This window comes from Heyndrickxia sp. NPDC080065, assembly GCF_050281185.1.
Classification (GTDB): domain Bacteria; phylum Bacillota; class Bacilli; order Bacillales; family Bacillaceae_C; genus Heyndrickxia.
In genome coordinates, this window is record NZ_JBNNWS010000006.1 from 191,487 (window position 1) to 216,240 (window position 24,754).

Annotated in this window: 25 protein-coding genes; 20 read left to right on the top strand and 5 right to left on the bottom strand. The window is 33.9% G+C overall.

Translation table 11 applies throughout. The annotated features are described in order from the left end of the window. The first annotated feature begins 344 nt into the window (after positions 1 to 344). The 4 genes from ACQKP0_RS08955 (at position 345) to ACQKP0_RS08970 (ending at position 4,731) form a co-directional block, all read left to right on the top strand. Positions 345 to 1,217 (top strand): YitT family protein, encoded by an 873-nt coding sequence (locus tag ACQKP0_RS08955; protein ID WP_427405482.1) that lies wholly within the window; start codon positions 345 to 347, stop codon positions 1,215 to 1,217. A 307-nt stretch (positions 1,218 to 1,524) separates the two neighbouring features. Continuing rightward, the gene (locus ACQKP0_RS08960) at positions 1,525 to 2,121 is read left to right on the top strand and encodes a TetR/AcrR family transcriptional regulator (protein WP_427405483.1); all 597 of its coding nucleotides are present in this window, start codon (positions 1,525 to 1,527) and stop codon (positions 2,119 to 2,121) included. A gap of 62 nt (positions 2,122 to 2,183) precedes the next feature. Beyond that, on the top strand, positions 2,184 to 3,320 hold the full coding sequence (locus ACQKP0_RS08965) for an MFS transporter (protein WP_427405484.1): 1,137 nt from the start codon (positions 2,184 to 2,186) through the stop codon (positions 3,318 to 3,320). A gap of 532 nt (positions 3,321 to 3,852) precedes the next feature. Further along, positions 3,853 to 4,731 (top strand): GNAT family N-acetyltransferase, encoded by an 879-nt coding sequence (locus tag ACQKP0_RS08970; RefSeq protein ID WP_427405485.1) that lies wholly within the window; start codon positions 3,853 to 3,855, stop codon positions 4,729 to 4,731. Between the two features lie 206 nt (positions 4,732 to 4,937). Here ACQKP0_RS08970 and ACQKP0_RS08975 read toward each other — a convergent pair whose 3' ends face one another. From ACQKP0_RS08975 to ACQKP0_RS08985, 3 genes are read right to left on the bottom strand one after another with little or no spacing between them, the layout of a single operon-like run. Then, positions 4,938 to 5,819, bottom strand: a complete 882-nt coding sequence (locus tag ACQKP0_RS08975; protein ID WP_427405486.1) for a glycine betaine ABC transporter substrate-binding protein — start codon at positions 5,817 to 5,819, stop codon at positions 4,938 to 4,940. Further along, on the bottom strand, positions 5,819 to 6,667 hold the full coding sequence (locus ACQKP0_RS08980) for an ABC transporter permease (protein ID WP_427405487.1): 849 nt from the start codon (positions 6,665 to 6,667) through the stop codon (positions 5,819 to 5,821). The genes ACQKP0_RS08975 and ACQKP0_RS08980 overlap by 1 nt, the downstream gene beginning before the upstream one ends. Continuing rightward, positions 6,668 to 7,912, bottom strand: a complete 1,245-nt coding sequence (locus ACQKP0_RS08985; protein WP_427405488.1) for a quaternary amine ABC transporter ATP-binding protein — start codon at positions 7,910 to 7,912, stop codon at positions 6,668 to 6,670. A 356-nt stretch (positions 7,913 to 8,268) separates the two neighbouring features. Between ACQKP0_RS08985 and ACQKP0_RS08990 the strand changes: the two genes are divergently transcribed. The 9 genes from ACQKP0_RS08990 (at position 8,269) to ACQKP0_RS09030 (ending at position 15,618) form a co-directional block, all read left to right on the top strand. After that, a complete protein-coding gene (locus ACQKP0_RS08990) occupies positions 8,269 to 8,802 on the top strand; it encodes a GbsR/MarR family transcriptional regulator (protein WP_427405489.1) in 534 nt (177 codons plus the stop codon). A 221-nt stretch (positions 8,803 to 9,023) separates the two neighbouring features. Continuing rightward, entirely contained in the window at positions 9,024 to 9,452 is a 429-nt protein-coding gene (locus tag ACQKP0_RS08995) for a hypothetical protein (protein ID WP_427405490.1), read from the top strand. Positions 9,453 to 9,698: 246 nt separating this feature from the next. After that, entirely contained in the window at positions 9,699 to 10,310 is a 612-nt protein-coding gene (locus ACQKP0_RS09000; RefSeq protein ID WP_427405491.1) for a DUF4304 domain-containing protein, read from the top strand. Positions 10,311 to 10,479: 169 nt separating this feature from the next. After that, complete coding sequence (locus ACQKP0_RS09005) at positions 10,480 to 11,427, top strand: tyrosine-type recombinase/integrase (protein ID WP_427405492.1); 948 nt, start codon at positions 10,480 to 10,482, stop codon at positions 11,425 to 11,427. Between the two features lie 109 nt (positions 11,428 to 11,536). Further along, a complete protein-coding gene (locus tag ACQKP0_RS09010) occupies positions 11,537 to 11,731 on the top strand; it encodes a hypothetical protein (RefSeq protein ID WP_427405493.1) in 195 nt (64 codons plus the stop codon). Between the two features lie 21 nt (positions 11,732 to 11,752). Beyond that, entirely contained in the window at positions 11,753 to 11,899 is a 147-nt protein-coding gene (locus tag ACQKP0_RS09015) for a hypothetical protein (RefSeq protein WP_427405576.1), read from the top strand. Between the two features lie 163 nt (positions 11,900 to 12,062). Further along, positions 12,063 to 13,022 carry an ABC transporter ATP-binding protein gene (locus ACQKP0_RS09020; protein WP_427405494.1) on the top strand — a complete coding sequence of 320 codons (960 nt, stop codon included), beginning with the start codon at positions 12,063 to 12,065 and terminating at the stop codon, positions 13,020 to 13,022. Beyond that, positions 13,015 to 14,532 (top strand): ABC transporter permease/substrate-binding protein, encoded by a 1,518-nt coding sequence (locus ACQKP0_RS09025; protein ID WP_427405495.1) that lies wholly within the window; start codon positions 13,015 to 13,017, stop codon positions 14,530 to 14,532. The genes ACQKP0_RS09020 and ACQKP0_RS09025 overlap by 8 nt, the downstream gene beginning before the upstream one ends. A gap of 141 nt (positions 14,533 to 14,673) precedes the next feature. Then, positions 14,674 to 15,618 (top strand): YncE family protein, encoded by a 945-nt coding sequence (locus ACQKP0_RS09030; protein ID WP_427405496.1) that lies wholly within the window; start codon positions 14,674 to 14,676, stop codon positions 15,616 to 15,618. 114 nt (positions 15,619 to 15,732) lie between these two features. On the opposite strand, the gene ACQKP0_RS09035 is transcribed toward ACQKP0_RS09030, so the two are convergent. Together ACQKP0_RS09035 and ACQKP0_RS09040 are read right to left on the bottom strand one after the other, a co-directional pair. Beyond that, positions 15,733 to 16,014: a hypothetical protein gene (locus ACQKP0_RS09035; RefSeq protein WP_427405497.1), complete on the bottom strand. Its 282-nt coding sequence runs from the start codon at positions 16,012 to 16,014 to the stop codon at positions 15,733 to 15,735. 602 nt (positions 16,015 to 16,616) lie between these two features. Further along, positions 16,617 to 17,420, bottom strand: a complete 804-nt coding sequence (locus ACQKP0_RS09040; RefSeq protein WP_427405498.1) for an SGNH/GDSL hydrolase family protein — start codon at positions 17,418 to 17,420, stop codon at positions 16,617 to 16,619. Positions 17,421 to 17,627: 207 nt separating this feature from the next. Here ACQKP0_RS09040 and ACQKP0_RS09045 point away from each other — a divergent pair, with 207 nt between their 5' ends. The 7 genes from ACQKP0_RS09045 (at position 17,628) to ACQKP0_RS09075 (ending at position 24,750) form a co-directional block, all read left to right on the top strand. Next, on the top strand, positions 17,628 to 18,371 hold the full coding sequence (locus ACQKP0_RS09045; RefSeq protein ID WP_427405499.1) for a YveK family protein: 744 nt from the start codon (positions 17,628 to 17,630) through the stop codon (positions 18,369 to 18,371). Then, positions 18,364 to 19,059, top strand: a complete 696-nt coding sequence (locus tag ACQKP0_RS09050) for a CpsD/CapB family tyrosine-protein kinase (RefSeq protein WP_427405500.1) — start codon at positions 18,364 to 18,366, stop codon at positions 19,057 to 19,059. The genes ACQKP0_RS09045 and ACQKP0_RS09050 overlap by 8 nt, the downstream gene beginning before the upstream one ends. 101 nt (positions 19,060 to 19,160) lie before the next feature. Next, positions 19,161 to 19,928 (top strand): tyrosine-protein phosphatase, encoded by a 768-nt coding sequence (locus tag ACQKP0_RS09055; RefSeq protein WP_427405501.1) that lies wholly within the window; start codon positions 19,161 to 19,163, stop codon positions 19,926 to 19,928. Between the two features lie 485 nt (positions 19,929 to 20,413). After that, the gene (galU, locus tag ACQKP0_RS09060) at positions 20,414 to 21,307 is read left to right on the top strand and encodes a UTP--glucose-1-phosphate uridylyltransferase GalU (protein WP_427405502.1); all 894 of its coding nucleotides are present in this window, start codon (positions 20,414 to 20,416) and stop codon (positions 21,305 to 21,307) included. Between the two features lie 43 nt (positions 21,308 to 21,350). Continuing rightward, entirely contained in the window at positions 21,351 to 23,174 is a 1,824-nt protein-coding gene (locus ACQKP0_RS09065) for a polysaccharide biosynthesis protein (protein WP_427405503.1), read from the top strand. A 92-nt stretch (positions 23,175 to 23,266) separates the two neighbouring features. Continuing rightward, a complete protein-coding gene (locus ACQKP0_RS09070) occupies positions 23,267 to 23,896 on the top strand; it encodes a sugar transferase (protein ID WP_427405574.1) in 630 nt (209 codons plus the stop codon). After that, entirely contained in the window at positions 23,893 to 24,750 is an 858-nt protein-coding gene (locus ACQKP0_RS09075) for an NAD-dependent epimerase/dehydratase family protein (protein ID WP_427405504.1), read from the top strand. The genes ACQKP0_RS09070 and ACQKP0_RS09075 overlap by 4 nt, the downstream gene beginning before the upstream one ends. The last annotated feature ends 4 nt before the right edge of the window (positions 24,751 to 24,754 follow it).

Genomic DNA, 24,754 nt, shown 5'->3' on the forward strand with positions numbered 1-24,754 from the left:
TGAAACGGACATTGAATCCGTTATTTCCATTAAATGTCCCAAATTTAAGGGCTAAGTGGACACTGAGTTCGCTATTTACGAAAAAACGCAGGAAAATCACTGATTTTTATAAAATAGCGGAACCTTTGTCCGCAAACATAAGGAATTATCCCATTTTGTCACAATTAGCGGATCTAGTGTCCTCAAAGCAAATAGAACTAGCCTTTTTTGTTTGACTAGCTGCCGTAGCGAGTTCAATTATAATTAGCAGTATTTGTTATTAGACTGTAGGGGTTGGGAAGAATACTTAAAGAAAAATTTATGGTAATCTTAAATAAGAAAAAAAGTATGAAACGAGGTATGATATGAGAATAATCAGAAAGAAAAAGTCAAAAAAACTAAAAATGATATTACGAGGATTGGCAATCATAATTGGGGGATTTATAGCAGCATATGGACTAGAAACGGTATTAATCCCAAACAATGTATCTGATGGTGGTGTGACGGGTCTTAGTATCGTTGGATCAGAGCTATTTGGATTACCATTAGGAGTTTTAATCGCGATAATTAACATCCCTTTTATTTGGTTAGGATATAAACAAATTGGTAAAAGTTTCGCCATTTATTCGATTATCGGAATCGCTTCATTAGCTGTTGGTACAAGCCTTATGCACCATACCCCCGCAATTATTGAAGGGGATACTTTGTTAGTTACTGTTGTTGGGGGTATTATCCTCGGTATTGGGATGGGGGTAGCATTACGTAATGGCGGTGCATTAGATGGAATTGATATGCTAGCCGTACTGCTTTCTCGAAAATTACCGTTTGGGACGAGTGATTTGATTCTATTCTTAAACTTGTTTGTATTTATTTTTGTTTCATTCGTATTCGGCCTTCAAGGGGCAATCCTTTCGGCAATTGCTTACTTTATTGCTTCTAAAGTGATTCACATCGTTGAGGAAGGTTTAAGCGGTTCAAAAACCTTTAAAATTATCACAACTCAACCTGAATTAATGGTAGAGACTATACGTGATCGCTTAGGTCGAGGTGCAACGTATAATGAAGTTTATGGCGGTTATACGAAAGAAAAATTTAAGGAAATCACTTGTGTCATTAACCGCTTAGAAGAAAGCAAAATAAAAGAAATTATTCATGAAATTGACGATGCTGCCTTTGTTACAGTATATGATGTAGCAGAAGTTAAGGGCGGTAATTTCAGAAAGCATAATATTCATTAGAAAAAACAAGGAAATTTATTAAAAAGGCTTTGTTAAACAATGTAGTTGTTTTAAGGAAACCCTGTATGTTATGCGTTCAGCTAGTTTTCCTTCATAAGAAATCGCTTTACACACACGATAAAGGTGATTTTTTCAACAAAAACCATTAACAAAGCCAAAAAAAATCCTACAAAAAATCACCTTGCTAAGAGGTGTTTTTTTTGTGGGATTTTCATGTAAATAAACTAAGGGGAAATAGTTTTGTTGACCGCTCGGTACAAAAATAGTATTCTACTAATGTAATCTTCAAAACGAGAGGAGGATAAGTTTGAATAAACGCGGCAGACCCCGAGAGTTTGATTATTCCTCAATTGTAGATGTTGCAATGAAAACATTTTGGATAAGAGGATATGAGGGGTGTTCTACACAAGATTTATGCAGTGATACAGGACTTGGGAAAGGAAGTTTATACAATACTTTTGGTAGTAAACATGAACTGTATAAACAAGTATTAGAACGCTACCATGAAATTGGGATTAGGGAACAAATGAAATTGCTAAATACTCCGATTCCAGTTAAAGAACGATTAAGGAATTTTTTTGAATGGGCATTGAAGGAAGACTTTGAGAATATTGATCAAAAAGGATGTTTATTGATCAATGCCAGCGTAGAACGAGCTAATAACGATTTAATGGTTCAAGAAATTTTCTCAAGGCATGTTGAGCTGCTCAAACAAGCAATTGAAAAAGTGATGGAAGAAGGATTGCGAACTGGTGAAATTTCAAAGAAGCAATCAGCTGCGGATTTAGCTAGTCTAATATTAAGCAGTTATTACGGATTCCGTGTTCTAAATGTATCGATGCAAAATCGGATATTAGCTGAACAGGTTATCAAAGGAACAATGGAGTCTATTTTTGGCGCTTAGTGCGCTCTTTTTTCTCACTATTTTTGTACCGATCATTACAATAATGGATTAGGAGTGCTTTTATGCCATCGATTATATATTTGCTAGCTTTAGCAATCTTTTGTATGACTACATCAGAATTTATGGTTGCAGGTATGATGAATGAACTTGCTCTTGCATTTCAGGTTTCTGTACCATCAATTGGGTATTTAATTACAGCTTATGCGGGAGCAATGGTGATAGGAGGCCCTATTTTAACTGCAGCTCTCCTACGAATACGCAGTAAACAAGCATTATTGTTTTTAATGTTTGTATTTTTAATTGGTCAATCGCTCGGAGCTATTGCTTGGAACTATGATATTATGATGATTTCACGTATTATTACTGGTATCGCTTCAGCTTCAGCTTTTGGGGTAGCGATTTCCTTTTCTGCAACATTGGTTCAATCTGATTCAAGGGGTAAAGCTGCATCAATTGTACTTGCAGGTTTAATGATCGCAACAGTCTTAGGTTTACCTATAACAACTGTTATTTCGCAATATTTTGGTTGGCGTATTAGTTTTGGGGCTGTTTCTGTTCTTGTACTGTTATCAGGGCTTATGATTCAATGGTTGCTACCATCATCATCAAATAAAGAGCAATTAAATTGGAAAGACGAACTTATGCACTTTAAGAATATTCATCTTTGGGCAGCGTACATAACAAGTATGTTTATTATTGGTGGTACGTTTGCAGCATTTAGTTATTTCACTCCTATCTTTACAAATGTCACAGGCTTTTCAAGTGCAAGTATTCCATATTTACTTGCTCTCTATGGTAGTGCGACGGTAGTTGGGAATATTGTGATTGGCAAGTTTGCTGATAAATTTACAATGAAAATACTTATGAGTGGATTGATTATATTAATATTAGCAATGTCTTTATTTGCTTTAGGTGCGGAAAATAAATATATTGCGGTTATTTCTACTATTTTTATTGGTTTAACTGGTGTAGCAATGAATCCAGCTATGGTTGCGAGAGTAATGAAAACAGCTAGTAATGGAACGATGATAAATACCGCTCATAGTTCTTTTATTACGCTTGGTATTGTTATTGGTTCGTCACTAGGTGGTCTAGGAATCAGTAAAGGACATGGTTTTGTATCTCCACTGTGGATTGGAGCTTGTTTAGCAATCCTGGGGTTCATTTCATTATTCCCCTATTTACGTAGGAGAGTTTAAGTAAGACTAATGAAGCAGGCTGAAGAGTGGCTATGTCTTATTGAAGGGACAGTTAGCTTAACAAGGAGAAACACCGATTTTTGCATTTCATGGATGGCTAAAGGACCAGGTTAATGCAGCAAGAAACTCTTCAATTAATAAAAGCTTTGCAATGGTGTCCGTACAAACGTATAATTGTAATAAGAATATTCGGAAAAGAGGTTTTGATTGTTTATGATGAAACTTATTAATTGCTAATGAAAATTCACAAGAATTTTATCGTGTAATAAGCAAATTAAGGATTATTCCTTAGTTCTATTTAGTTTGCTTTTTTGCACATTAGCGATTAGAAGACATCATATCCTTTCAAATCATATATTCAATGTTTCCTATCCCTTAATGGGAAAGGTGTATTCATCATGAATTTATATTTGACTATGAGAAGGATTTCTTCTTATAGTCTTTTTTTATGTTTTTTAAGGCGGTGAGATAAATGGTAATGTTTCTTTCATTTTAAGTTTGAAGTAATCAAATAATGAAAAGGGGATTATTTATGACAAATTATCAATTAATATATGATTACAAAGACGATAGAAAATACAGAGAAAGTTTTAATGAATTAGCAAAGTTAGTTTTTGGACTAGATTTTAGCCAATGGTATGAAAAGGGATGTTGGAACGATCAATATATCTGTTATTCATATATTGATGGGGAAAAAGTAATTGCCAATGCATCAATAAGTAAAATGACGGTAGTTACAAATGGCAAGGAATTTAAAGGAATACAAGTCGGCACAGTTATGACGCATCCAGATTATCGTCATAAAGGTTTGGGCAGAAAATTAATGGATTACATTATTGAAACATATGAGGAACAATGTGAATTTATCTATTTATTCGCTAATGATTCTGTTCTTGATTTTTATCCGAAATTTGGATTTGAAAGAGTGCAAGAAAGTGGATATTTCTTAAATGCTGATGAGTACAAGAAAAAATCAAATAAAACGATCCGAAAATTAGATACTGGAAATATAAAAGATTTATCTTTAATGAAATTGTACGCTAAGGAGAGAATTCCAGTGTCGTCGGTATTAGATGTGAAAGACAATGAAAGTTTACTTATGTTCTATTTTCTTATTGCATTCCCTAACTCAATTTATTTTATCGAAGAAGAAGACATTATTGTATTATTCGAAGAAGAGGATGGGGAATTACATCTTTATGATGTTATTAGTAGAAGAAAAGTAGATTTAGAAATGGTTTTAAGCAGCATTGTATCATTGGATATCAAAAGAATTATTTTTCATTTTATACCTGATTGTAAGAATGTAGAGTCTGAAAAAATAGAAGCGGAGGATGATGTATTGTTTGTTCGACCGATGATAGAATTCGGGTCAGAACGACCTTTATTTCCAATAACATCACATTCTTAAAATTAGACTTGTAATGGTGAGTTAATATAGAGGGCTATAAAGTTATGAAAAGCGTTTCTGTAAAAAGCAGGAACGCTCTTTTACGGAAAGTGCAAATAATGCATATTTCTGCAATTGATTTTGTTCATCATGTTATTACATTTGAAAATAGATGGATGAAATAAAAAAACAGCTTTTCACCAATAAGGTAAAAAGCTGCACAAATTTTATTTTAAGTCTTCAATTGAATCAATATCCATGTATTTAGGAACTGTTAATCCAATTTTCACTCCAGTAATACTAGTACCGATATCTTCATATTTTCCTTTAAATTTATCTGCATATGTTTTGTGGGTAGCAGGCAACCAGGCAGCAAGTGAAGCATCTGCACTTCCATCAGCAACAGCAGTCCACATTGGACCGGCTTCTACCTGTGTAAGCGTTACATTAAAACCTATGTCTTCAAGAACCTTTGCCATTACATTCGTACTTGCAATTTCACTATCCCATGCAACATAAGCTAGTTTAATTTTTTCTCCATTTACTTTGTTTACGCCTTTTGTCCATTCAGCTACTTTTTCTTGATTATCCTTCACCCATTTGGAAGCAGCTTCTTCAGGTTTTGTGCCTTCTTGGATATCCAACATGACTGAGCCCATATCATCTTCAGTCCAGTTAAACTGACTTAGTGCTTTATAAGCATCTGGATGATCATCCTTTAATCCATGTCTGGCTATTGTATGAATTTCTTCTGATTCACCATATACACCTTTTGGGTCTTTAAGATACTTTAAATCATATTTAGCAAACATCCAGTGTGGATTCCACCCAGTGATAATGATTGGCTTCTTTTTATCATAAGCTTTTTTTAAGGCAGCTGTCATAGCTGCACTTGATCCTGTTACAAGTTGCCAGTTATCTAACTTATAATCTTTTATTGCATTTTCGGTTGCAGTCATAATACCTGCGCCAGGATCAATTCCGGTAATTTTATAATTTACATTTTTTCCGACAGACCCGTTGCTAGAGTTCGCTTTATCGTTTCCACATGCTGCTAATCCAAAGGATAGAACTGCAATGGCTCCAATACCAATAATCTTTTTCCACATTATATATTCCCCCTTTGTTTTTTCTTGCCTATATTTTGTGTGATTCGGTCTAAAACAATGGCTACAATAACTATCGCAAGTCCTGCTTCCACTCCGACTCCTGTTTTCAGCTGTGTTACTGCACGATAGACTTCTTCTCCTAACCCCGGTGCTCCAACCATTGATGCAATAACTACCATTGAAAGGGCAAGCATAATACTTTGGTTGATACCAGCCATGATAGTTGGCATGGCAAGTGGTAATTGTACTTTTAACAATCTTTGACTTGTAGTTGATCCAAAGCTTTCTGCTGCTTCAATAATATCTTCAGGAACTTGTTTAATTCCTAAAATTGTTAGGCGAATGGTAGGGGGCATCGCAAATATTACGGATGCAACGACACCTGGAACGACACCGATATTAAAAAAGAAAATAGCGGGTAATAGGTAGACGAAAGCAGGCATTGTTTGCATAAAGTCCAGGATAGGGGAAACGATTTTTCTTACCGTTTCCTTTTGAGATGCCCATATTCCAAGTGGAATTCCAACGACTATGGAAATAATAACTGAGGTTAAGACAAGTGCCAATGTATCAAGCATTGCACTCCAATATCCTAAATAATCAATAATAAGAAAGCCAATTAAAGAGAAAATCGCAATGCTTTTTTTGGTTAACCACCATGCAAGTAAACTGATGATTACAGCTAATAAAATGGGGTGTATAAATGCAAGTACGGATACTATTCCAGTTACGATATTCTCTAGACCGTTTGCCACACCATCAAATATTCCTCCAAAATTAGATGTTAACCAATCAACAAATTGGTCAATCCAATCAGCTAATGGAATTTTCGGGATCCAATTATTCATTTAATTCACCTCCCTTAATGAAGGATCTTTCTCATCAGAGATTTGAATAAATGTGTCATTTCCCGCAAGAGCACCTATAAGTGCACCTTTTATTACAATCCCTTTCATTCGTCCTTGCTCATCTACGACTGCAATTGGTATCACAGCTGAAGAGACTGCATCAAACAAATCTATTAAAAGAGTTTCCTTTGAAACAGTTGTAATATCACGATTAATGACTTCGTGAAGTGAGATGCCTCGATCGAATGCTTCCCGAGCCATCGGGGCAGTTACTGCTCCTAAAAGATGGTTTTTCTTGTCAACTACATATATCGAAGAGATTCCTAGATTTTTCATAAGTGTTAATGCGACTCTTGGTCCCTTTTCAATCTGTACAGTTTCAGCACGCTTCATAATATGTCCAGCTGTTAACACTTTGGAAAAATCTACATCTTCAACGAATTTTTCAACATATTTATTTGAAGGGCTCATTAATATTTCTTCAGGTGTACCAATTTGAACAATATTTCCATCTTTCATTAAAGCAATTCGGTCACCAATTCGAAGCGCTTCATCTAAATCATGAGTAATAAAAACAATTGTTTTTCCGACAGAATTATGAAGCTCAAGTAGTTCATCCTGCATATCTTTTCTAATTAACGGGTCTAATGCACTAAATGCCTCATCCATTAATAATATATCTGGATCGTTTGCTAATGCCCTAGCAAGACCAACCCTTTGCTGCATTCCGCCACTTAATTGATCCGGGTATTGATTTTCATAACCCTCTAATCCGACAAGCTTAAGAGCTTCTATCGCTTTTTCCTTTCTAATTGCTTTGTCTACACCTTGAATTTCTAAACCGTATTCTGTATTTTGTAGAATGGTTCGATGGGGGAGAAGAGCAAATTTTTGAAACACCATACTAATTTTTTTTCTTCTTATTTGTCTTAGCTGATCTTTGCTTATATTGGTTACATTTTCGCTATCAATTAATATTTCTCCTGAAGTTGGTTCGATTAGTCGATTCAACATTCGGACTAAAGTAGATTTTCCGCTACCCGATAACCCCATAATGACAAATATTTCTCCATCATAAACTTGGAAACTGGCTTGATTTACACCAACGGTTGCACCTGTAGCTTTTAATATTTCCTGCTTTGTTTTTCCCTCTGATAATTGATGTGAAGCTTTCTTCGTATGCTTACCGAAAATTTTCGTTACGTTCTTCACATCTATTTTGATTTTTTGATTTTCACTAGTCATTTTATCCTCCTTCACTTACTTTACACCCTTAATTGTAACGAACTATTTAGCTGCAAAACAAATGCGATATCACTCTATATTCCGTTCGTACAGTTTGTAAAGAAATAACTGTACGTACTTAATGTACGTTATTCTTAAAATTCCTTCCTTTTCCTCCAGTTTCCTTTTCTATTACGCTCTTTACTTTATAACTTCAAAAGGATAGATTATTTATTGAGGATTCTTAATAAGAGAAAAATTAGAGATTTCCTAAATGCAACTTTTGAATTTAACATTTAACTTTCGAATAATAAACTAATCGTTAGACAATCATGATTCTAAAAAGTAAATACCACTAAACGAGGTGTGATAATACATTGGAAGGCAAGGTTCAACTGGAAAAGGCTCGTGAACGAGTAATAGAAGCGGTCGCACAAAATATGCATTTATATGGTGTGACCCCATCAATTGGTAGATTATATGGAATGATGTTTTTTCATGATCAACCACTAACACTTGATGAAATGAAGGAAGAGCTTGGTATGAGTAAAACAAGTATGAGTACTTCCGTGAGAACATTATTAGATTTAAAGATGGTTGATAAGGTATGGAAAAAAGGAAGCAGAAAGGATTTATATGCAGTTGAAGGGGACTGGTATCAAAACTTCATTGACTTATTTTCAATTAAATGGCGTAATGCTATTTCCATGAATGAACACGCCATAGAGAAGTCTTTAAAAGAGCTCTCTGAATTGAAGAATGATGAAAATACGGATGAAGAATTGATGACTCAAATAACAAATGATATGGAAAAATTAAATCGTACATTAGAATATTATGATTGGCTAAATCGATTAGTTGATACGTTTGAGAGTGAGGAAATTTTTAATTTTGTTCCGAAAAATAAATAACCATTGGAATGAGGTCTAAGACAATTCTTAGATCTTTTTTTTCGTTTACTAGGAAATTATAAAATATTCACTTGTGGATAACTTTCCTATGGGTGGTAGTCTACGTCAAGCTCCAGCGCCTAGCCCCTCGAGGCTGATCAAGGCACTTGCGCATTTGTTTATAAGTTGAATAAAAATTTATATTATAATAGAGTTTCATATTACAAATTTAGGGTGAGAAAATGAATTATTTTGGCACTGAATTACAATTTGGTTTAGTTAAGAAGATCAATCAAGATACATCACTTATCTATTTAGTAATACCAGAGGTTATTTTAAATTTTTTGCTTCAAAATCAAAACCGATTAAATATAAACTTAGATAAATTCTCACAATTTAAATCGGAAGTTATACGTTACTTTTTTAATGAAGAAGTTGAAGAATTGCGGAGTTTAGCTTGTTCGGTATTAAAATCATTAGAAAACCAAAAAGCAAATCAAATTTTTCAAGAATACAGAAATAGGCTTAAATTAACTGAAGATAATATCTCTCAAGAGGACGTAAGTGAAGTTTTCCATCATCTTATTCATTTATGTAATATAGTTCTTCAAGGACAGAAATTATTATACGTTTCAGCTGGCTTTGATGATTCTGCCTTAATTGAAGGGTAAAAATCCTTCTGTCGTATTAAGTTAACAGGTGCTTTCCTAAAAAATTGGCTGCAAAATAAAACCAGCAGGTAAGTTTGAATTTTTCTGGATTGTCATTATTATACCTAGAGGATTTTTGGTTGAAGTCTTTCTGATCAAAGGTTAAAGTCATTTTAAGAAAGAAATAAAAATGATATTAAAATAAAGTATTGAATAACGATACAATTAAAGTAAAGCTTTGAATAAATGGAAAATGGAGAAAAAATGATGAATATGCAGGAATTATTAAAACAGATTATTAAAGAGGATATTGCCCCTTTATTTAAAGCAAAAGGATTTAAAAAGAAGGGAAAAAACTTTGCTAAGATATTCCCCGATTTCGCATGGACTGTTAATCTCCAATCCTCAAAATGGAATACGAAAGAAGAAGTAGAATTTACCTTTAACACTGGTATTTTTACTGATAAACTGTTTGGAACATTTTATCTTGAGAAACCACCTCAATTTCCGACAGAAGTTTATTCTGTTCTTAGGCTCCGTATAAATGAATTGAAAAATGAACCAGATAATTGGTATAAAATTAGTATATCGACTAACTTAGATGAAGTTAAGAGAAAAATTCAAAATGATATTCAAAATGTAATTTTTCAACACTTAGAGAAATTACAAACTATTGAAGATGTAATAAAAGAGATGGTTCGAAAAGAAGAACTAGGCTTCTACGAATGTCCTCACTTCCTCACAATTCTTTATAAAAATTCTGGTTTTATTGACGAATCTCAAAATAGAATTAATAAAGTATATGCTGAATCAAAGTTAGATTCACAGAAAGAATTTATCAAAGAACTTGCTGAACGTTTGGAATTAATAATAAAGTGATTTTTTTTATAATTGGAGAAGTGCCTCTGTTCAACTAACAGGGGCAAGAGTTGAAGATCAAATAAGATAGCAGCTTTTATTGATATTATACGAAAGAGGCAGTTTAAGAATGATATGAAATTTTTATATTGAATATTAATAATAAGTATCCTTATGGAGGACGAACGAGTTGATAATCAATGCAGAAATAATAAATCAACCATATTCAGGGCGATACAAGGAAAGAATTTATGACGTTTTAAGCCCATGGAATTCCCAAAGTTGGACTTGGGTAAAATTTGAAAATGAAGATTTTAGTGAATGGTGTGGTGAATTTAGAGGATTACCATGGGCTGTTGCATTATCAAAGAAGTATAACAACGTTCTAGTCCTAACTTCGGATTATTTATTTAAAATTGATTGTGTCAGTGGAGAAATAACTGAATATGAATCGCAGCCTCAATATCATAGTTTAACAGTATCACCATTAGGAGATTTCGTAATAACTGATTATTATGATATTGAAATTATTAAATCAACATTAGTAGACGAAAACAAACTCTCAGCTCAGCAAAAAGTATATTTTTTTCGTGACAAGGAAAGAGATATCGCTATTTTGTCTTTATTTTTAGGTAGCGGTATTCGAGTTAATGAATTATCTAATCTCCGCTTGCGTAATTTGGATTTTGAGGAAAAAACAATAAGTGTTTTAAGAAAAGGTGGGAAACTCGATACGATTCCAGTTGTACCAGAATCTATGGATGATTTAAAAAAATATTTAACTATACGCTCTACTCGATATCATGCTACTAAAGAAGATTTCGATTATGTTTTTGTTAAAAAAAGCAACAATATTGCCTACCCCATCTCAAATCGAGCGATTGAAGATATGGTAAAGAAGTATACAAAAGCTTTTAAATCTAATAAATCAATGTCTCCACATAAATTAAGACATACTTATGTTACTAACTTAATGGAACAAGAAAATGATATACATTTATTGATGAGACAATTAGGGCATACCTCAACAACTACAGCAGCTCTTTATTCCAACCCTGAGCAAGAAAAGGCAAAACAAGCCGCTATTAAAATGGGAAATAGGAGAGAACAAAGTAACAATACTCCTTTTCATTCGTGAAAAGGAGTTAATTATTTTTTATCTCTGTAAGCCCCCATTCAAACAACGCATATAAATGATCAGCACCCCTTAGTACAATAATCATATCAATTAAGGAGGTGCTATTCCTATGTCACAACAAAAACTAACAATCGTCCCCGTTTCAATACATCCAGAAGGTAAAAATACTATAACATCCACAGCTTCGAAAGATCCTTCAAATAGCGTTTGCACAATCAAAATTGCAGCTGCTGAAATTTCCTTCTTCACCGGCGTAGATGAGCACATCATCCAAACGGTCATGAGGGAGTTGAAAAATCTATGAAACATGATTATACAAGTGTAAATGATTGATAAAAGAGTAATCAAAGACAATGACCATGAAATAGATGCTGCTTTACAAGAAATATCAGACACAACAATTTTATTGAATTTCCAAAAAGCAGCTGTCAGCTTATACCCACATTTAATTCCAATCCATGCTTTTGCCTAAGATGCTTGGGACGACATGATCATGCAGAAACTTATGACAGTGAAAAACATAATTAATCAACTAACAAGTACAAAGCTTGAAGATCGATCAAGTTAATAACTGGCAAACAACCTAAAGATATATTAACCTTAATAAAATGAACTTTTAAGGGGGGGAATAGATTATGATTAAATTTGAAAATGTATCGAAAAGATATCAAGACGATACGGTTGCAGTTGAATCCTTGAATTTGGAGATCAAAAAAGGTGAGTTTTTTGTTTTGATTGGTCCAAGTGGTTGTGGAAAAACAACGACTCTGAAAATGATTAACCGATTGATTCCTTTATCGGATGGGACGATATTTATTGATGGGAAAAAAATAAGTGAGTATGACATTCATGAATTAAGATGGAATATTGGTTATGTTTTGCAGCAGATTGCTCTTTTTCCTCATATGACCATTGAAGAAAATATTATGATTGTACCTGAAATGAAGAGATGGGATAAGAAGAAAATGGGCAAACGAGTGGATGAACTGTTAGAAATGGTTGGGTTGGAACCAGAAAAATATAAGAATAGAAAACCAAATGAATTATCAGGTGGCCAGCAACAAAGAGTAGGCGTAATCCGTGCATTAGCAGCTGATCCGGAAATTGTTATTATGGATGAGCCTTTTAGTGCCCTAGATCCAATCAGTCGAGAAAAATTGCAAGATGATTTAATAAAACTTCAAAAAGATATAAAAAAGACGATTGTGTTTGTGACACATGATATCCAAGAAGCGTTTAAATTAGCAGACCGGATAGCTTTAATGAAAGATGGAGAAATTGTACAAATTGGTACTCCCAATGAGTTGCTTCATCATCCAAATAATGAATTTGTCAAAGAATTTATTGGGGGACATGGTGAATCAAATGATCCTGAACATTTTCAAATTGAACAAGCCATCCTTGCTTTAAATCAAGATAAAAAAATAAATGGCACAATTGCCTATACTAGCACTTTACAACAGGTATTAGAGGCATTATTACAAGATGATCAACTTGGGGTTGAAAAAGAAGGGGATATTATAGGAGTGATCACGAAAGATTCGCTTATTCAGTCGCTTGCATCATCAATGAAAGCAGGTGTTCGAGGTGAGTGAATTCTATTCTACCTTTATGGCGAGAAAAAGTGATTTATTGAGTAACTTATTAGAGCATATTGAGATATCTTTTATTGCTCTTTTCATTAGTTTATTAATTGCCATCCCACTTGGAATCTATTTAACAAGAAAAAAGAAAATTGCTGAATTTGTTATTGGCATTACCGCTGTATTTCAAACGATTCCTTCATTAGCCTTATTAGGTTTGCTTATTCCCCTCGTTGGGATTGGGAAGGTTCCTTCGATCATTGCTCTTGTCATCTATGCTTTACTACCAATCCTACGAAATGTATATACGGGAATTAAAGAGATTGATCCTAATCTAATTGAAGCTGGGAAAGGCTTAGGAATGAATAATCGCAGGTTGTTATTTAAAGTAGAATTACCTTTAGCCATGCCTGTTATTATGGCTGGAGTTCGTACAGCAATGGTATTAATTGTGGGAACAGCTACGATTGCTGCCTTAATTGGTGCTGGCGGACTGGGTGATTTAATAACAGTAGGGATTAGTCGAAACGATACAAATCTCATTCTCTTAGGAGCTATTCCTGCCGCATTACTTGCATTATTCTTTGATTTTATTTTAAGAAAACTTGAGAGATTATCCTTTAAAAAATCGATGATTTCATTTGTAACGATTATCTGCATCGCTTTTGTATTAATTATTGCCACTACGTTTATTCAACCTAAAAAAGCTGATTTAGTGATTGGTGGAAAATTAGGTTCTGAACCTGAAATCTTAATTAATATGTACAAGCTATTAATTGAAGAAAATTCTTCACTAACAGTTGAGCTCAAACCAAACTTGAATGGGACAACAATGGCTTTTAATGCTTTAACATCAGGAGACATCGATATCTATCCAGAGTTTACGGGGACAGTCATTGCTGATTTAATAAAAGAAAAGCCAAAAAGTACAGATCGACAAGAAGTCTATCATCAAGCAAAAGATGGAATCAAGGATCAATTCAATTTAGTGTTGCTTAAACCAATGGAATATAATAATACGTACGCTTTAGCTGTTACTTCAAAATTAGCTAAACAGAATAATCTAACATCCATTTCTGATTTAAAAGCAATAGAAGGAACGGTTCGTGCTGGATTCACACCAGAGTTTCCAGAACGTGAGGACGGTTATTTAGGTATTCAAAAGCTATATGGGATTAAATTTTCGAATGTAAATGTGATGCAACCGGAATTACGCTATAAAGCAGTGGATTCAGGCGAAGTGGATGTTGTAGATGCATACTCAACAGATAGTGAACTAAAAAGATATAATTTAGTTGTATTAGAAGACGACCAACAACTGTTTCCGCCATATCAAGGCGCACCACTATTAAAGCAAGAAACACTTGATAAGTATCCAGAATTAGAAGCGATCTTAAATCGATTAGCTGGTAAAATTACGGATGATGAAATGCGGGAAATGAACTATGAAGTGGCGGTTGAAAAGAAAAAAGCTAGTGTAGTTGCAAAAGAATACTTAGAGAAAAACAACTTATTGAAATAAATATGTTACTATTTTTGCATCAGGAGCTACTAATCTTAATGATGATTGGTAGCTTTTTTGCTCTAACGGAAAGTTGGAGAAGGGATATGTGGGAAAAAGGAGAATATGTAAGAAAAAGAATTGCTAAGGAGCTTGGTAGGTATGCTTCATATGAATCTAATCAAAAAATTTAAAACCTCTTTTCAAATAAAATTTTCAAATGACTATCGTTTTTTATGTCATTTAATGGGGAGTAAAACGATTGTTTATGATTCAAATTCATGGGAAAAAATAGCGGAGCTCAGTAAACCTAAAAATCCTAGCTGTATTCAGTTCTCGCAAAATAATGATTACTTATACATAAAAAACACAATCGGTACTATATGTATGTATGACACTTCAGAATTTCAATTAATTAAAACCATAAAATCAAACAAAAAAGTCCATTTTGTCGAAGGGGATTTTGCGTTAACGAATGCACCATTCACAATCCTGGATACTCTTAAAACCAAATGCGGCAATCAATTAGCATTAGTCAACATTGATAGTGGAGAATACAAGATTCTTACAGACTTTGATGACTCAATAACCCTTTTCGATTACCATCATATGATTCCAAGTGAAAATTCATACCTCTTTACTTTGAGCTATGTAAGCAACAAAACAGATAGTCGAGAATATAAACTACTAAAGGTTTCAAATGTTAATAGTGAGCCATCTATTACAATAATTGAAAATCAATTAAATTTACACTGGAACTCTGCTATTTATGACTCAATTCATCAAGTTTATATTTTGATCAATAATTTTGAAATTACCATAATGGATTCAACTTTTGATAACGTATTAAAGCAAAAAACGATTTTAGAAAACAACAACGATACAGATAAAGGATATTTCTACCATATTAACCAATCCAATAATGGGCAATTTATTATCTTAACGTACAGTAATCAAATTTATATCTTAAGGTACGATGATTTACAAGTTATACGTGTTGAAAATCTACCATACGCTTGTTTAGCTCAGTTCAGTGATAATAATCAATATTTATTAATTGGTACTTGGAATAATGGTTACATTTTAGAGAATGATTTGATTGAATAGTTAGATACAAAAAAATATACAACTTTAAAAAGCCTTACTATATTAGTTGAGGCTTCAATAGTTGTGTTGTAAAAGAAAAAGCACCGCGTAATAAAGTGCTAAAATTAAACAATATTAAAAATCGTCAAAATCATCTTCTTCGTTTTCGAATTCTTTAATTGCGATAAGTGACCCTAAAAGAAATTGATAATAAGCATAATTGTTATTACTATTTAATGATTTGTATCTATCTATTGCTTTTTCAGTGATAGCCGTATCGACATAATAGTTCTCTAAATATAGGATTACTTTTGATACCCAAGCCTCAAAGTTTACTGAATCAAAAAACTTACCAACCGTATCATCTTTTGCTTCCGATTGTAAGGCATCACCAGCTTTTATTAAATTGTCAATCACCTATTATACCTCCTTCTGTCTACTGACTTTTTCCCTATAATGATGAACAATCAATTTACTTTTTTATAAGCTCTTCTCTCAGCATAATTAGAACAGGCAAGGCAAATTTTAATAGTTTTGCCTTTATCATTCTTATATTTCCGTAAGGGTTTGATCTTTCTTTTACACATATTACATTTATTATCGAATAAACTAAGCATTTGTTACTCCTTCCTTCCTCATACTTCGATATAATGAGACTATTTTCCTGCTAAGTATATACGACTAAAATTCAATTATTCTTTAGTATTTGCAAAATAGACTTTTAATAAAATTTTTAATAGAAATTTTGTGTAACTTTAACAGTGAGTAATCTAAATACTAGTGGATGAAAAAAGGTTTACATATTATTGTTACGAAATTTGAGGAACCAGATTGTACACCATCTTTAAAGGCTATGGATATTAAATTCTCGTGAAGAAAATGCGGCTAGCTTTTTTCAACAATTGAATAGCCAGCCGCATGCCTTTATTTGTTTTAATAAGTTTTAAGTCTGACAACGAAAACATTAAGTAGATATTAAGTAATTACTAGAATATAGCATGGAGAAAAAACATTTCCCTCTATTCAGCAATAAAATAATCCTTCAAAAATGTAAACCAAACCTCATGCCCTTTCTCACTCGGATTACTTTCATTATCTAGATAATCCATAATCTCTTCTGTTTGCGGATTTGGCCATGCTGACCAATGATCAAGATAGTCGAAATCATTTTCTTTTGCAAAGTCTTTTAATTGCTCAACTTGTTTTGGATAATTAATAGCATTGTAAATCGGGTTGGAAGGCTGCAGCATAATAACTGTCTTCTCATTTTTCCCTTTTAACGCATTGACCACCATTAAGATGTTATCATGGTTAGTTTCTACTCCAATACCCCCGCTATTATCGTTTAATACAAATGGTTCAAATAAAACAAGATCAGCTTTTTCGTTAGCTACTTCGTTGAAGCGTTTCTCTAGGATAAAATCATTAGATGTTTTATCAAATGAAAAAGTAACCACTTGAAGATGCTCTTTTCCATACGTCTCTTCCATCGCATTTTTCAATTGGTTGGCCCATCCGTGATCATCTCCGAGCTCTTGGGAACCAACAATGGCTATTTTAAATTGCTCTCCTTGTTTCATCTTCTTTTTAAAAGTATCTTGTGCATCTGTCGGCCAGTTTTTTATGTATGATAAGTCCATATTAGGTGTTATGGTTTCTTTATTATCTGATTCGTCTTGATTGCTTGTAGTTTCCGTATCCGTGACCGTATCGGGATCCTTTGCAACGGATGAAACAATTGTTCTTTCCTTCCAATGGATATTCCCCATCACTAGAACAATGGCACATATAATAGCCGCCACTGTAGGTAAAATAATTTTCATAAAAAAACCCCCAAATAGAATAATTAAGTAGTTTTAATGCACTAATTTACCAAATTCACTTTAATTTATCTTAGTTTTGTAGTTTAATAATAAAAGGTTACAAAAAGATGACAATTTACATAAAAATTATGACAAATATCACCAAAAATTTCAATCACTTATGATATAATAGTACGCGTATTTTTAAAAACTACCTAGGAGGAAATCATGGAGGAAACGATAAGTTTAAAAGAATTAATGCAAACATTGCGTAAGCGATTGGGTTTAATCGTAATTATTACGATGTTGGCTGTTATGATTAGCGGGGTAGTAAGCTACTTTGTATTAACTCCAATCTATCAAAGTACAACACAGCTTCTAGTAAATCAATCAAAAGATGATCAAAATCTTTATCTTAATAATCAAATTCAAGCAAACTTGCAATTAATAAATACATATAATGTAATCATTAAAAGTCCAGCTATCTTAGATAAAGTTATTGATAATTTAAAACTTGATAGTACGGTTGATGAACTGAATAAAAAAATATCCGTATCTAATGAAAAGGATTCCCAAGTTGTTAATGTAACTGTTCAAGATCCAGATCCGAAAATGGCAAAAAAAATCGCAAATAATATTGCTTCAGTATTACAAAAGGAAGTTGTCAATCTAATGCGAGTGGATAATGTGAAAATTTTGCCTGATGCTAAGGCAGGAGAAAAAATCTCTCCTGTTAAACCAAGACCAATGATGAATATTGCGATCGCATTTGTTGTTGGACTTATGGCTAGTGTCGGTCTTTCATTCTTACTTGAATACTTGGATAACACGATCAAAACAGAGCAGGATATCGAAAAAACATTAGGATTACCTGTACTAGGTGTAATTACTACGATTGAAGAACACGATGAGATAAAAGGAAATATTCGTTCCGAGAAAAAAGCACGAGTAAGAGGTGAGACGATTGGCTAATAAAAAACAGAAATTCATGGATTCACGACGAAAGCTCATAACAAAATTGAGCCCGAAATCGCCGATTTCCGAGCAGTTTCGGACGATCCGTACAAACATTAACTTTTCTGTTGTCGATCAGGAGGTTCGCTCCATCATGGTTACTTCCTCTGGACCGATGGAAGGGAAGTCAACAACCGCTGCCAATTTAGCAGTTGTATTTGCACAACAGGGGAAACGAACTCTACTAGTCGACGCAGATATGCGGAAGCCAACTGCACATTATACATTTGGCCTTACTAATTCGTTTGGATTAACGAATGTGTTAACAAGACAAATGGAGCTAGAGGAAGCTGTGGATAAAACGGATATAGAAAATCTGTATGTACTAACATGTGGACCAATCCCACCGAACCCAGCTGAATTATTAGGTTCTCGTGCGATGAATCGCTTATTCGAAGAATTAAGTGAAGCATATGATTTAGTTATATTTGACACTCCGCCTGTATTAGCGGTTACCGATGCTCAAGTGCTTGCCAATAAATGTGATGGTACCGTCCTTGTTGTATCAAGCGGAAGAACGGAAGTTGATAGAGCTGTTAAATCAAAAGAATTACTAGTCGCAGCACAAGCAAAAATACTCGGTGTCGTATTAAATAATAAAAAGTCGAAGGATACTAGCTATTATTACTATTACGGAGCTAAATAGACAACATTCGACAAAATACACCTGTTTTACTAGATGGATATTCGTAGTAAAATAGTACTATATCTTAATTTTGAGATATTCACTAAAGGAGGTAAATTGCGATGATTGATATACATTGTCATATTTTGCCGGGTGTTGACGACGGAGCGAAAAATTTGTCAGATAGCATAGCAATGGCTAAGCAAGCAATTAGTGAAGGAATTGATATCATCATTGCAACTCCTCATCATAAAAACGGTACATACATAAATAGAAAAATAGACATTTTGAATAAAGTCAAAGAATTAAATGAAGCGTTTAAAACGGAAGGGCTTAACCTTACTGTCCTTCCTGGTCAGGAAAACCGAATTTTTGGCGAAATCATCGAAGATTATGATCAAGGCGACATCCTCACACTTACCGGTCATTCGACCTATCTATTTATTGAATTTCCATCAGGACATGTTCCGCGTTATGCAAAACAGTTGTTATATGATATTCAACTAAAGGGATTACATCCAATTATCGTCCATCCAGAACGAAATGCCCAATTGATAGAAAATCCTGATTTACTTTATGAATTTGTAAAAAACGGTGCAGCAACCCAGATCACCGCTGCTAGTTTAACAGGATACTTTGGCAAAAAGATTAAGAGATATACAGAGCAAATCATCGAATCAAACTTAACTCATTTCATTGCATCAGATGCACACAATACAACAACACGAGCGTTTAAAATGAATGAAGCATTAGACATCCTTGAACAGAAATATGGAGTGGATTCGGTCTATTATTTTACAGAAAATGCAGAGCTATTAGCAGAAGGAAATCATATTTTTCGAGAGGTGCCTGAACCGATTAAAACGAAGAAGTTTTTTGGATTGTTTTAGCTCTTTATTGCGTTACTAAATATAAAAATTACTTAGGTAATTTTGAGTTTAGCTAAATAGATGATAACCAGTCGTATAGAGAGAAGATAAATAAGACTGTTACTTGTAAATAGTCATCAAAAGGGTTACAGAAATTACGGTAATGTCTCCTACTCCGCTATCGATGGAGGCACTCGGTCATGCTGTGGGGAATATTTTTCTATTTCCTTAGACGCTTGTCGTCGAGAGTATGATGTGAGGTCGGGTTGGATGCCCGGTTTAAATGATAGAGTGGAAGGAATCGGCAGGTGTGCCGATTTCCATCACTCCTTACATTTCTGAATGGATACATACTTTTCTTAAAACTAAATATCTAATGAAAGGTCATATGACCATATGATTTTTCATTAGATATTTTATTTTATTTAGTAAAAATGTATTTTGCATACTTCATTACATACAAAGAAGTAACTTAGCACATTACAAGTATTTTGGGGGGGAGTAAGTTGAAAAAAGTAAGAAAAGCGATTATTCCTGCAGCTGGACTCGGAACAAGATTTCTACCAGCTACAAAGGCGATGCCGAAAGAAATGCTGCCAATTGTGGACAAGCCTACAATTCAATACATAGTTGAAGAAGCAGTAGCATCAGGAATTGAAGACATTATCATCGTGACCGGTAAAGGTAAACGTGCAATTGAGGATCATTTCGATAATGCACCAGAGCTAGAACAAAACCTGACTGAAAAAGGGAAGATGGATGTATTAGATGAGGTACAGTATTCTTCTAATCTAGCAAATATTCATTACATAAGACAAAAGGAACCAAAAGGCTTGGGACATGCCGTTTGGTGTGCGCGTAGTTTTATTGGTGACGAGCCGTTTGCGGTACTTTTGGGAGATGATATAGTCCAAAGTGAGACACCATGTTTACGCCAGTTAATGGATCAATATGAGGAAACACGTTCTTCGATTATTGGAGTACAGCAAGTTTCGGAAAATGAAACACATCGTTATGGGATTATTGATCCGTCTACTCATGAAGGTAGACGTTACGAAGTGAATAACTTTGTTGAAAAACCTGAACAAGGAACCGCACCATCCAATCTAGCGATTATGGGTCGATATGTCTTGACCCCGGAAATCTTTATGTTTTTGGAGAAACAGGAGACTGGAGCTGGTGGAGAGATTCAGTTGACGGATGCGATTCAAAAGCTTAACCAAATTCAGAGGGTGTTTGCCTATGATTTTGAGGGCAAGCGGTTTGATGTTGGGGAGAAATTGGGGTTTGTGAAGACGACTCTAGAATTTGCGATGCAAAATGAAGAAATAAAAGATGAATTGTTAGAATTTCTAGTGGATATTGTTAAAATTCATTCCTGTGAAGAGGGTAAACATTAATCAGTGATAAATATAAAAAACGGAATTAATAGGGGGGAGAATTTTGGATTATAAAAAGCGGATTCCATTGTTGGTTTTATTGGATTCCAGCATCGTTTTAGTAGCAATATTTATTGGTTATTTTATACTAAACCCTTTTATAAAGGTCTATACCATTCCATTTTTATGGATTAGCTCTATTACTTTGTTATTATGCCATCATTTGTTTGCTACTATTTATCGTCTCTATCAAAAAGCATGGGAATATGCAAGTGTCGGAGAATTATTAGCAATTGTGAAAGCTGTAACTTTTTCTATATTAGTAACGGGCATTGTTCAAATCTTATTTTATCATCATATTTATATTCGAGTATTAGCAATCACATGGATGATGCATGTCATCTTAATTGGAGGATCTCGATTTTCATGGAGAGTGTTAAGAGATCGATATATTTCTCCAAATCCTGATAAAAAACGTACGTTAATTGTCGGAGCGGGAGCAGCTGGAACCATGGTTGTTAGACAGCTATTGAAACATTCAACTTCTGATTTATATCCGATCGCATTTGTAGATGATGATCCTAAAAAATATAAATTGCAAATCTATGGTTTATTAGTACAGGGAACTATCAAAGAGATTCCCCAACTAGTTGAGCAATTAAAAATAGAAAACATCGTCATTGCTATTCCATCATTAAAGAAAAATGAAATCAAACGGATTTATGAGGAATGTGCAAAGACAAAAGCAAAAACAAAAATCATTCCATTATTAGAAGACTTAATGACTGGAAAAGTTTCAGTTAATCAAATAAGAGATGTGCAAGTAGAGGATTTGCTTGGTCGCGATCCTGTAGAGCTAGATATGAGCAGCATCTCTGAAAAATTAACAGGAAAAACTATTTTGGTTACTGGTGCTGGCGGATCAATTGGTTCAGAAATATGCAGACAAGTTTGTTCCTTTGTCCCTAAAAGACTACTCCTTTTAGGACATGGTGAAAATAGTATTTATACGATTGATATGGAATTAAGAAAGAAATATGGAGAATCGATAGAAATTATTCCTATTATTGCAGATGTACAGGATCGAGTAAGAATTTTTAATGTGGTAGAGGAGTTTAAACCAGATGTCGTATATCATGCAGCAGCTCATAAGCATGTTCCTTTAATGGAGTATAATCCCATGGAAGCCGTAAAGAATAATATCTTTGGTACAAAGAATGTGGCAGAGGCTGCGGATACTTTCGGAGTGAAGAATTTCGTTCTTGTTTCGACGGATAAGGCTGTGAATCCTCCAAATGTAATGGGAGCTACAAAGAGGTTTGCAGAAATGATTATTCAGAACTTGGCAAAAGAAAGCAAAACTAATTTTGTTGCGGTACGATTTGGAAATGTGCTTGGGAGTCGTGGGAGTGTTATTCCTCTGTTTAAGAAACAGATTATGGCTGGGGGACCGGTTACGGTTACTCATCCTGATATGACAAGGTATTTTATGACGATTCCAGAGGCTTCGCGTTTGGTTATTCAGGCAGGTGCTTTGGCTCATGGGGGAGAAGTGTTTGTGCTTGATATGGGGGAACCAGTAAAAATTGTGGATTTAGCTAGAAATCTAATTACTCTATCAGGTTATACAGAAGAAGAGATAGAAATTAAATTTTCTGGTATTAGACCTGGGGAGAAGTTATATGAAGAATTATTGAATGACAATGAGGTACAGAAGAAGCAGGTGTTTCCTAAGATACATATTGGGAAGGCGGAGCCGATGGATAGAAATGAGCTATTCGCTTTAATTGAAATGTTGCTTCAGAAAGAATCAGTAGAGTTAAAAGAGATTATTATTAGTATTGCTAATACTAAGTTTGGTGAAAAAGAACGATTATTAAGTAGTTAAATAATAAAATTAATTATTGTTATTTGATAAAATATCAGGCACTGATAATTTGTATAAGCTCTAAGTGTTCGGGAGAGGATTTTTTTATGGGACTGTATCCAATTGTTAAAAGGTGTATTGATTTTTCACTTTCATTTATAGCGATGATCTTACTTTGGCCTATCTTTTTGATTTTAGCAGCTATTATAAAAATAGATTCAAAGGGGCCTGTATTTTTTAGGCAAAAGCGTATGGGGAAAAACAAGAAATATTTCTATATTTTAAAATTTAGAACGATGAGAACAGATACACCAAGTGATATGCCTACCCATATGTTAAAAGACCCTGATTTGTTTATCACTAAATTAGGGAAATTTCTTAGGAAGACAAGTCTCGATGAGCTGCCACAAATAATTAACATCTTAAAAGGGGAAATGAGCATTATTGGTCCTAGACCTGCCCTATGGAATCAATATGATTTAATCGAGGAACGAGATAAATATGGGGCTAATGATATTTATCCTGGATTGACTGGTTGGGCGCAAATTAATGGTCGAGATGAGCTTCCTATTGAGGTTAAGGCGAGACTAGATGGGGAGTATGTCAGGAAGATTAGTTTTTGGATGGATGTTAAATGTTTCTTTGGGACGATTTTAAGCGTGGTTAAAAGTGATGGGGTTGTTGAAGGTGGGACTGGAGCTTGGGAGGAAGTTTCTAGCAGTAAGGAGAAAATATCAAAATGAAAAAAATCCTGATAACTGGAGCTAATAGCTATATAGGAAAAAGCTTTGAGAAGTGGTTAGAGAATTATCCCGACAGGTATATTGTAGATTCAATTAGTTTAAGAGATGATTCATGGAAAGAAAAAGACTTTTCAGGATATGATATTGTATTACATTTAGCTGGCATTGCACATGTTTCAACAGATCCAAAAATGGAAGATATGTATTATAAAGTAAATCGTGATTTAACTATAGAAGCAGCTAAAAAGTCCAAGGTAGAAGGCGTTAAACAATTCATTTTTATGAGTAGTATTATTGTGTATGGTGATAGTAGCAGTTCTAAAAGAGTTATTGACAAACACACAGTTCCTACGCCAAGTAATTTTTATGGTAATAGTAAATTACAGGCGGAAGAGGGCATTTATCCTTTGGAAAGTGATGAATTTAGGGTTGTTATTATTAGACCACCAATGATTTATGGAAAAGGGTCAAAAGGTAATTATCCTAAACTAGCAAAAGCAGCTCAAAAACTTCCTGTTTTTCCTGATATAGAAAATGAGCGAAGTATGCTTCATATAGATAATCTTTGTGAGTTTATAAGACTCATAATCGATAACCAAGACAATGGATTATTCTTTCCGCAAAATAAAGAGTACGTTAATACAAGTGAGATGGTGAAGCTGATTGCTGATGTTCATGGTAAGAAAATCAAACTTATAAAGCTATTCAATCCAGTCCTGAAGGTGATGGGAATGAAACTAGGATTAATTAATAAGGTATTTGGTAATTTAGTCTATGAACAAAGTATGAGTAATTATAAAGATAATTACCGAATTAGGGATTTGAGAAAATCTATTGAGTTAACGGAAAGATGAAGGG

What these genes read in the sequence shown, in the direction of transcription:
- ACQKP0_RS08955 (WP_427405482.1), top strand. Translation starts at nt 345, where the DNA reads ATGAGAATAATCAGAAAGAAAAAGTCAAAAAAACTAAAAATGATATTA.
- ACQKP0_RS09030 (WP_427405496.1), top strand. Translation starts at nt 14,674, where the DNA reads ATGCTTCATATGAATCTAATCAAAAAATTTAAAACCTCTTTTCAAATA.
- ACQKP0_RS08965 (WP_427405484.1), top strand. Translation starts at nt 2,184, where the DNA reads ATGCCATCGATTATATATTTGCTAGCTTTAGCAATCTTTTGTATGACT.
- ACQKP0_RS09075 (WP_427405504.1), top strand. Translation starts at nt 23,893, where the DNA reads ATGAAAAAAATCCTGATAACTGGAGCTAATAGCTATATAGGAAAAAGC.
- ACQKP0_RS09010 (WP_427405493.1), top strand. Translation starts at nt 11,537, where the DNA reads ATGTCACAACAAAAACTAACAATCGTCCCCGTTTCAATACATCCAGAA.
- ACQKP0_RS09020 (WP_427405494.1), top strand. Translation starts at nt 12,063, where the DNA reads ATGATTAAATTTGAAAATGTATCGAAAAGATATCAAGACGATACGGTT.
- ACQKP0_RS08975 (WP_427405486.1), bottom strand. Translation starts at nt 5,819, where the DNA reads ATGTGGAAAAAGATTATTGGTATTGGAGCCATTGCAGTTCTATCCTTT.
- ACQKP0_RS08980 (WP_427405487.1), bottom strand. Translation starts at nt 6,667, where the DNA reads ATGAATAATTGGATCCCGAAAATTCCATTAGCTGATTGGATTGACCAA.
- ACQKP0_RS09015 (WP_427405576.1), top strand. Translation starts at nt 11,753, where the DNA reads ATGATTGATAAAAGAGTAATCAAAGACAATGACCATGAAATAGATGCT.
- ACQKP0_RS09045 (WP_427405499.1), top strand. Translation starts at nt 17,628, where the DNA reads ATGGAGGAAACGATAAGTTTAAAAGAATTAATGCAAACATTGCGTAAG.
- ACQKP0_RS09000 (WP_427405491.1), top strand. Translation starts at nt 9,699, where the DNA reads ATGAATATGCAGGAATTATTAAAACAGATTATTAAAGAGGATATTGCC.
- ACQKP0_RS08970 (WP_427405485.1), top strand. Translation starts at nt 3,853, where the DNA reads ATGACAAATTATCAATTAATATATGATTACAAAGACGATAGAAAATAC.
- ACQKP0_RS09040 (WP_427405498.1), bottom strand. Translation starts at nt 17,420, where the DNA reads ATGAAAATTATTTTACCTACAGTGGCGGCTATTATATGTGCCATTGTT.
- ACQKP0_RS08995 (WP_427405490.1), top strand. Translation starts at nt 9,024, where the DNA reads ATGAATTATTTTGGCACTGAATTACAATTTGGTTTAGTTAAGAAGATC.
- ACQKP0_RS08985 (WP_427405488.1), bottom strand. Translation starts at nt 7,912, where the DNA reads ATGACTAGTGAAAATCAAAAAATCAAAATAGATGTGAAGAACGTAACG.
- ACQKP0_RS09055 (WP_427405501.1), top strand. Translation starts at nt 19,161, where the DNA reads ATGATTGATATACATTGTCATATTTTGCCGGGTGTTGACGACGGAGCG.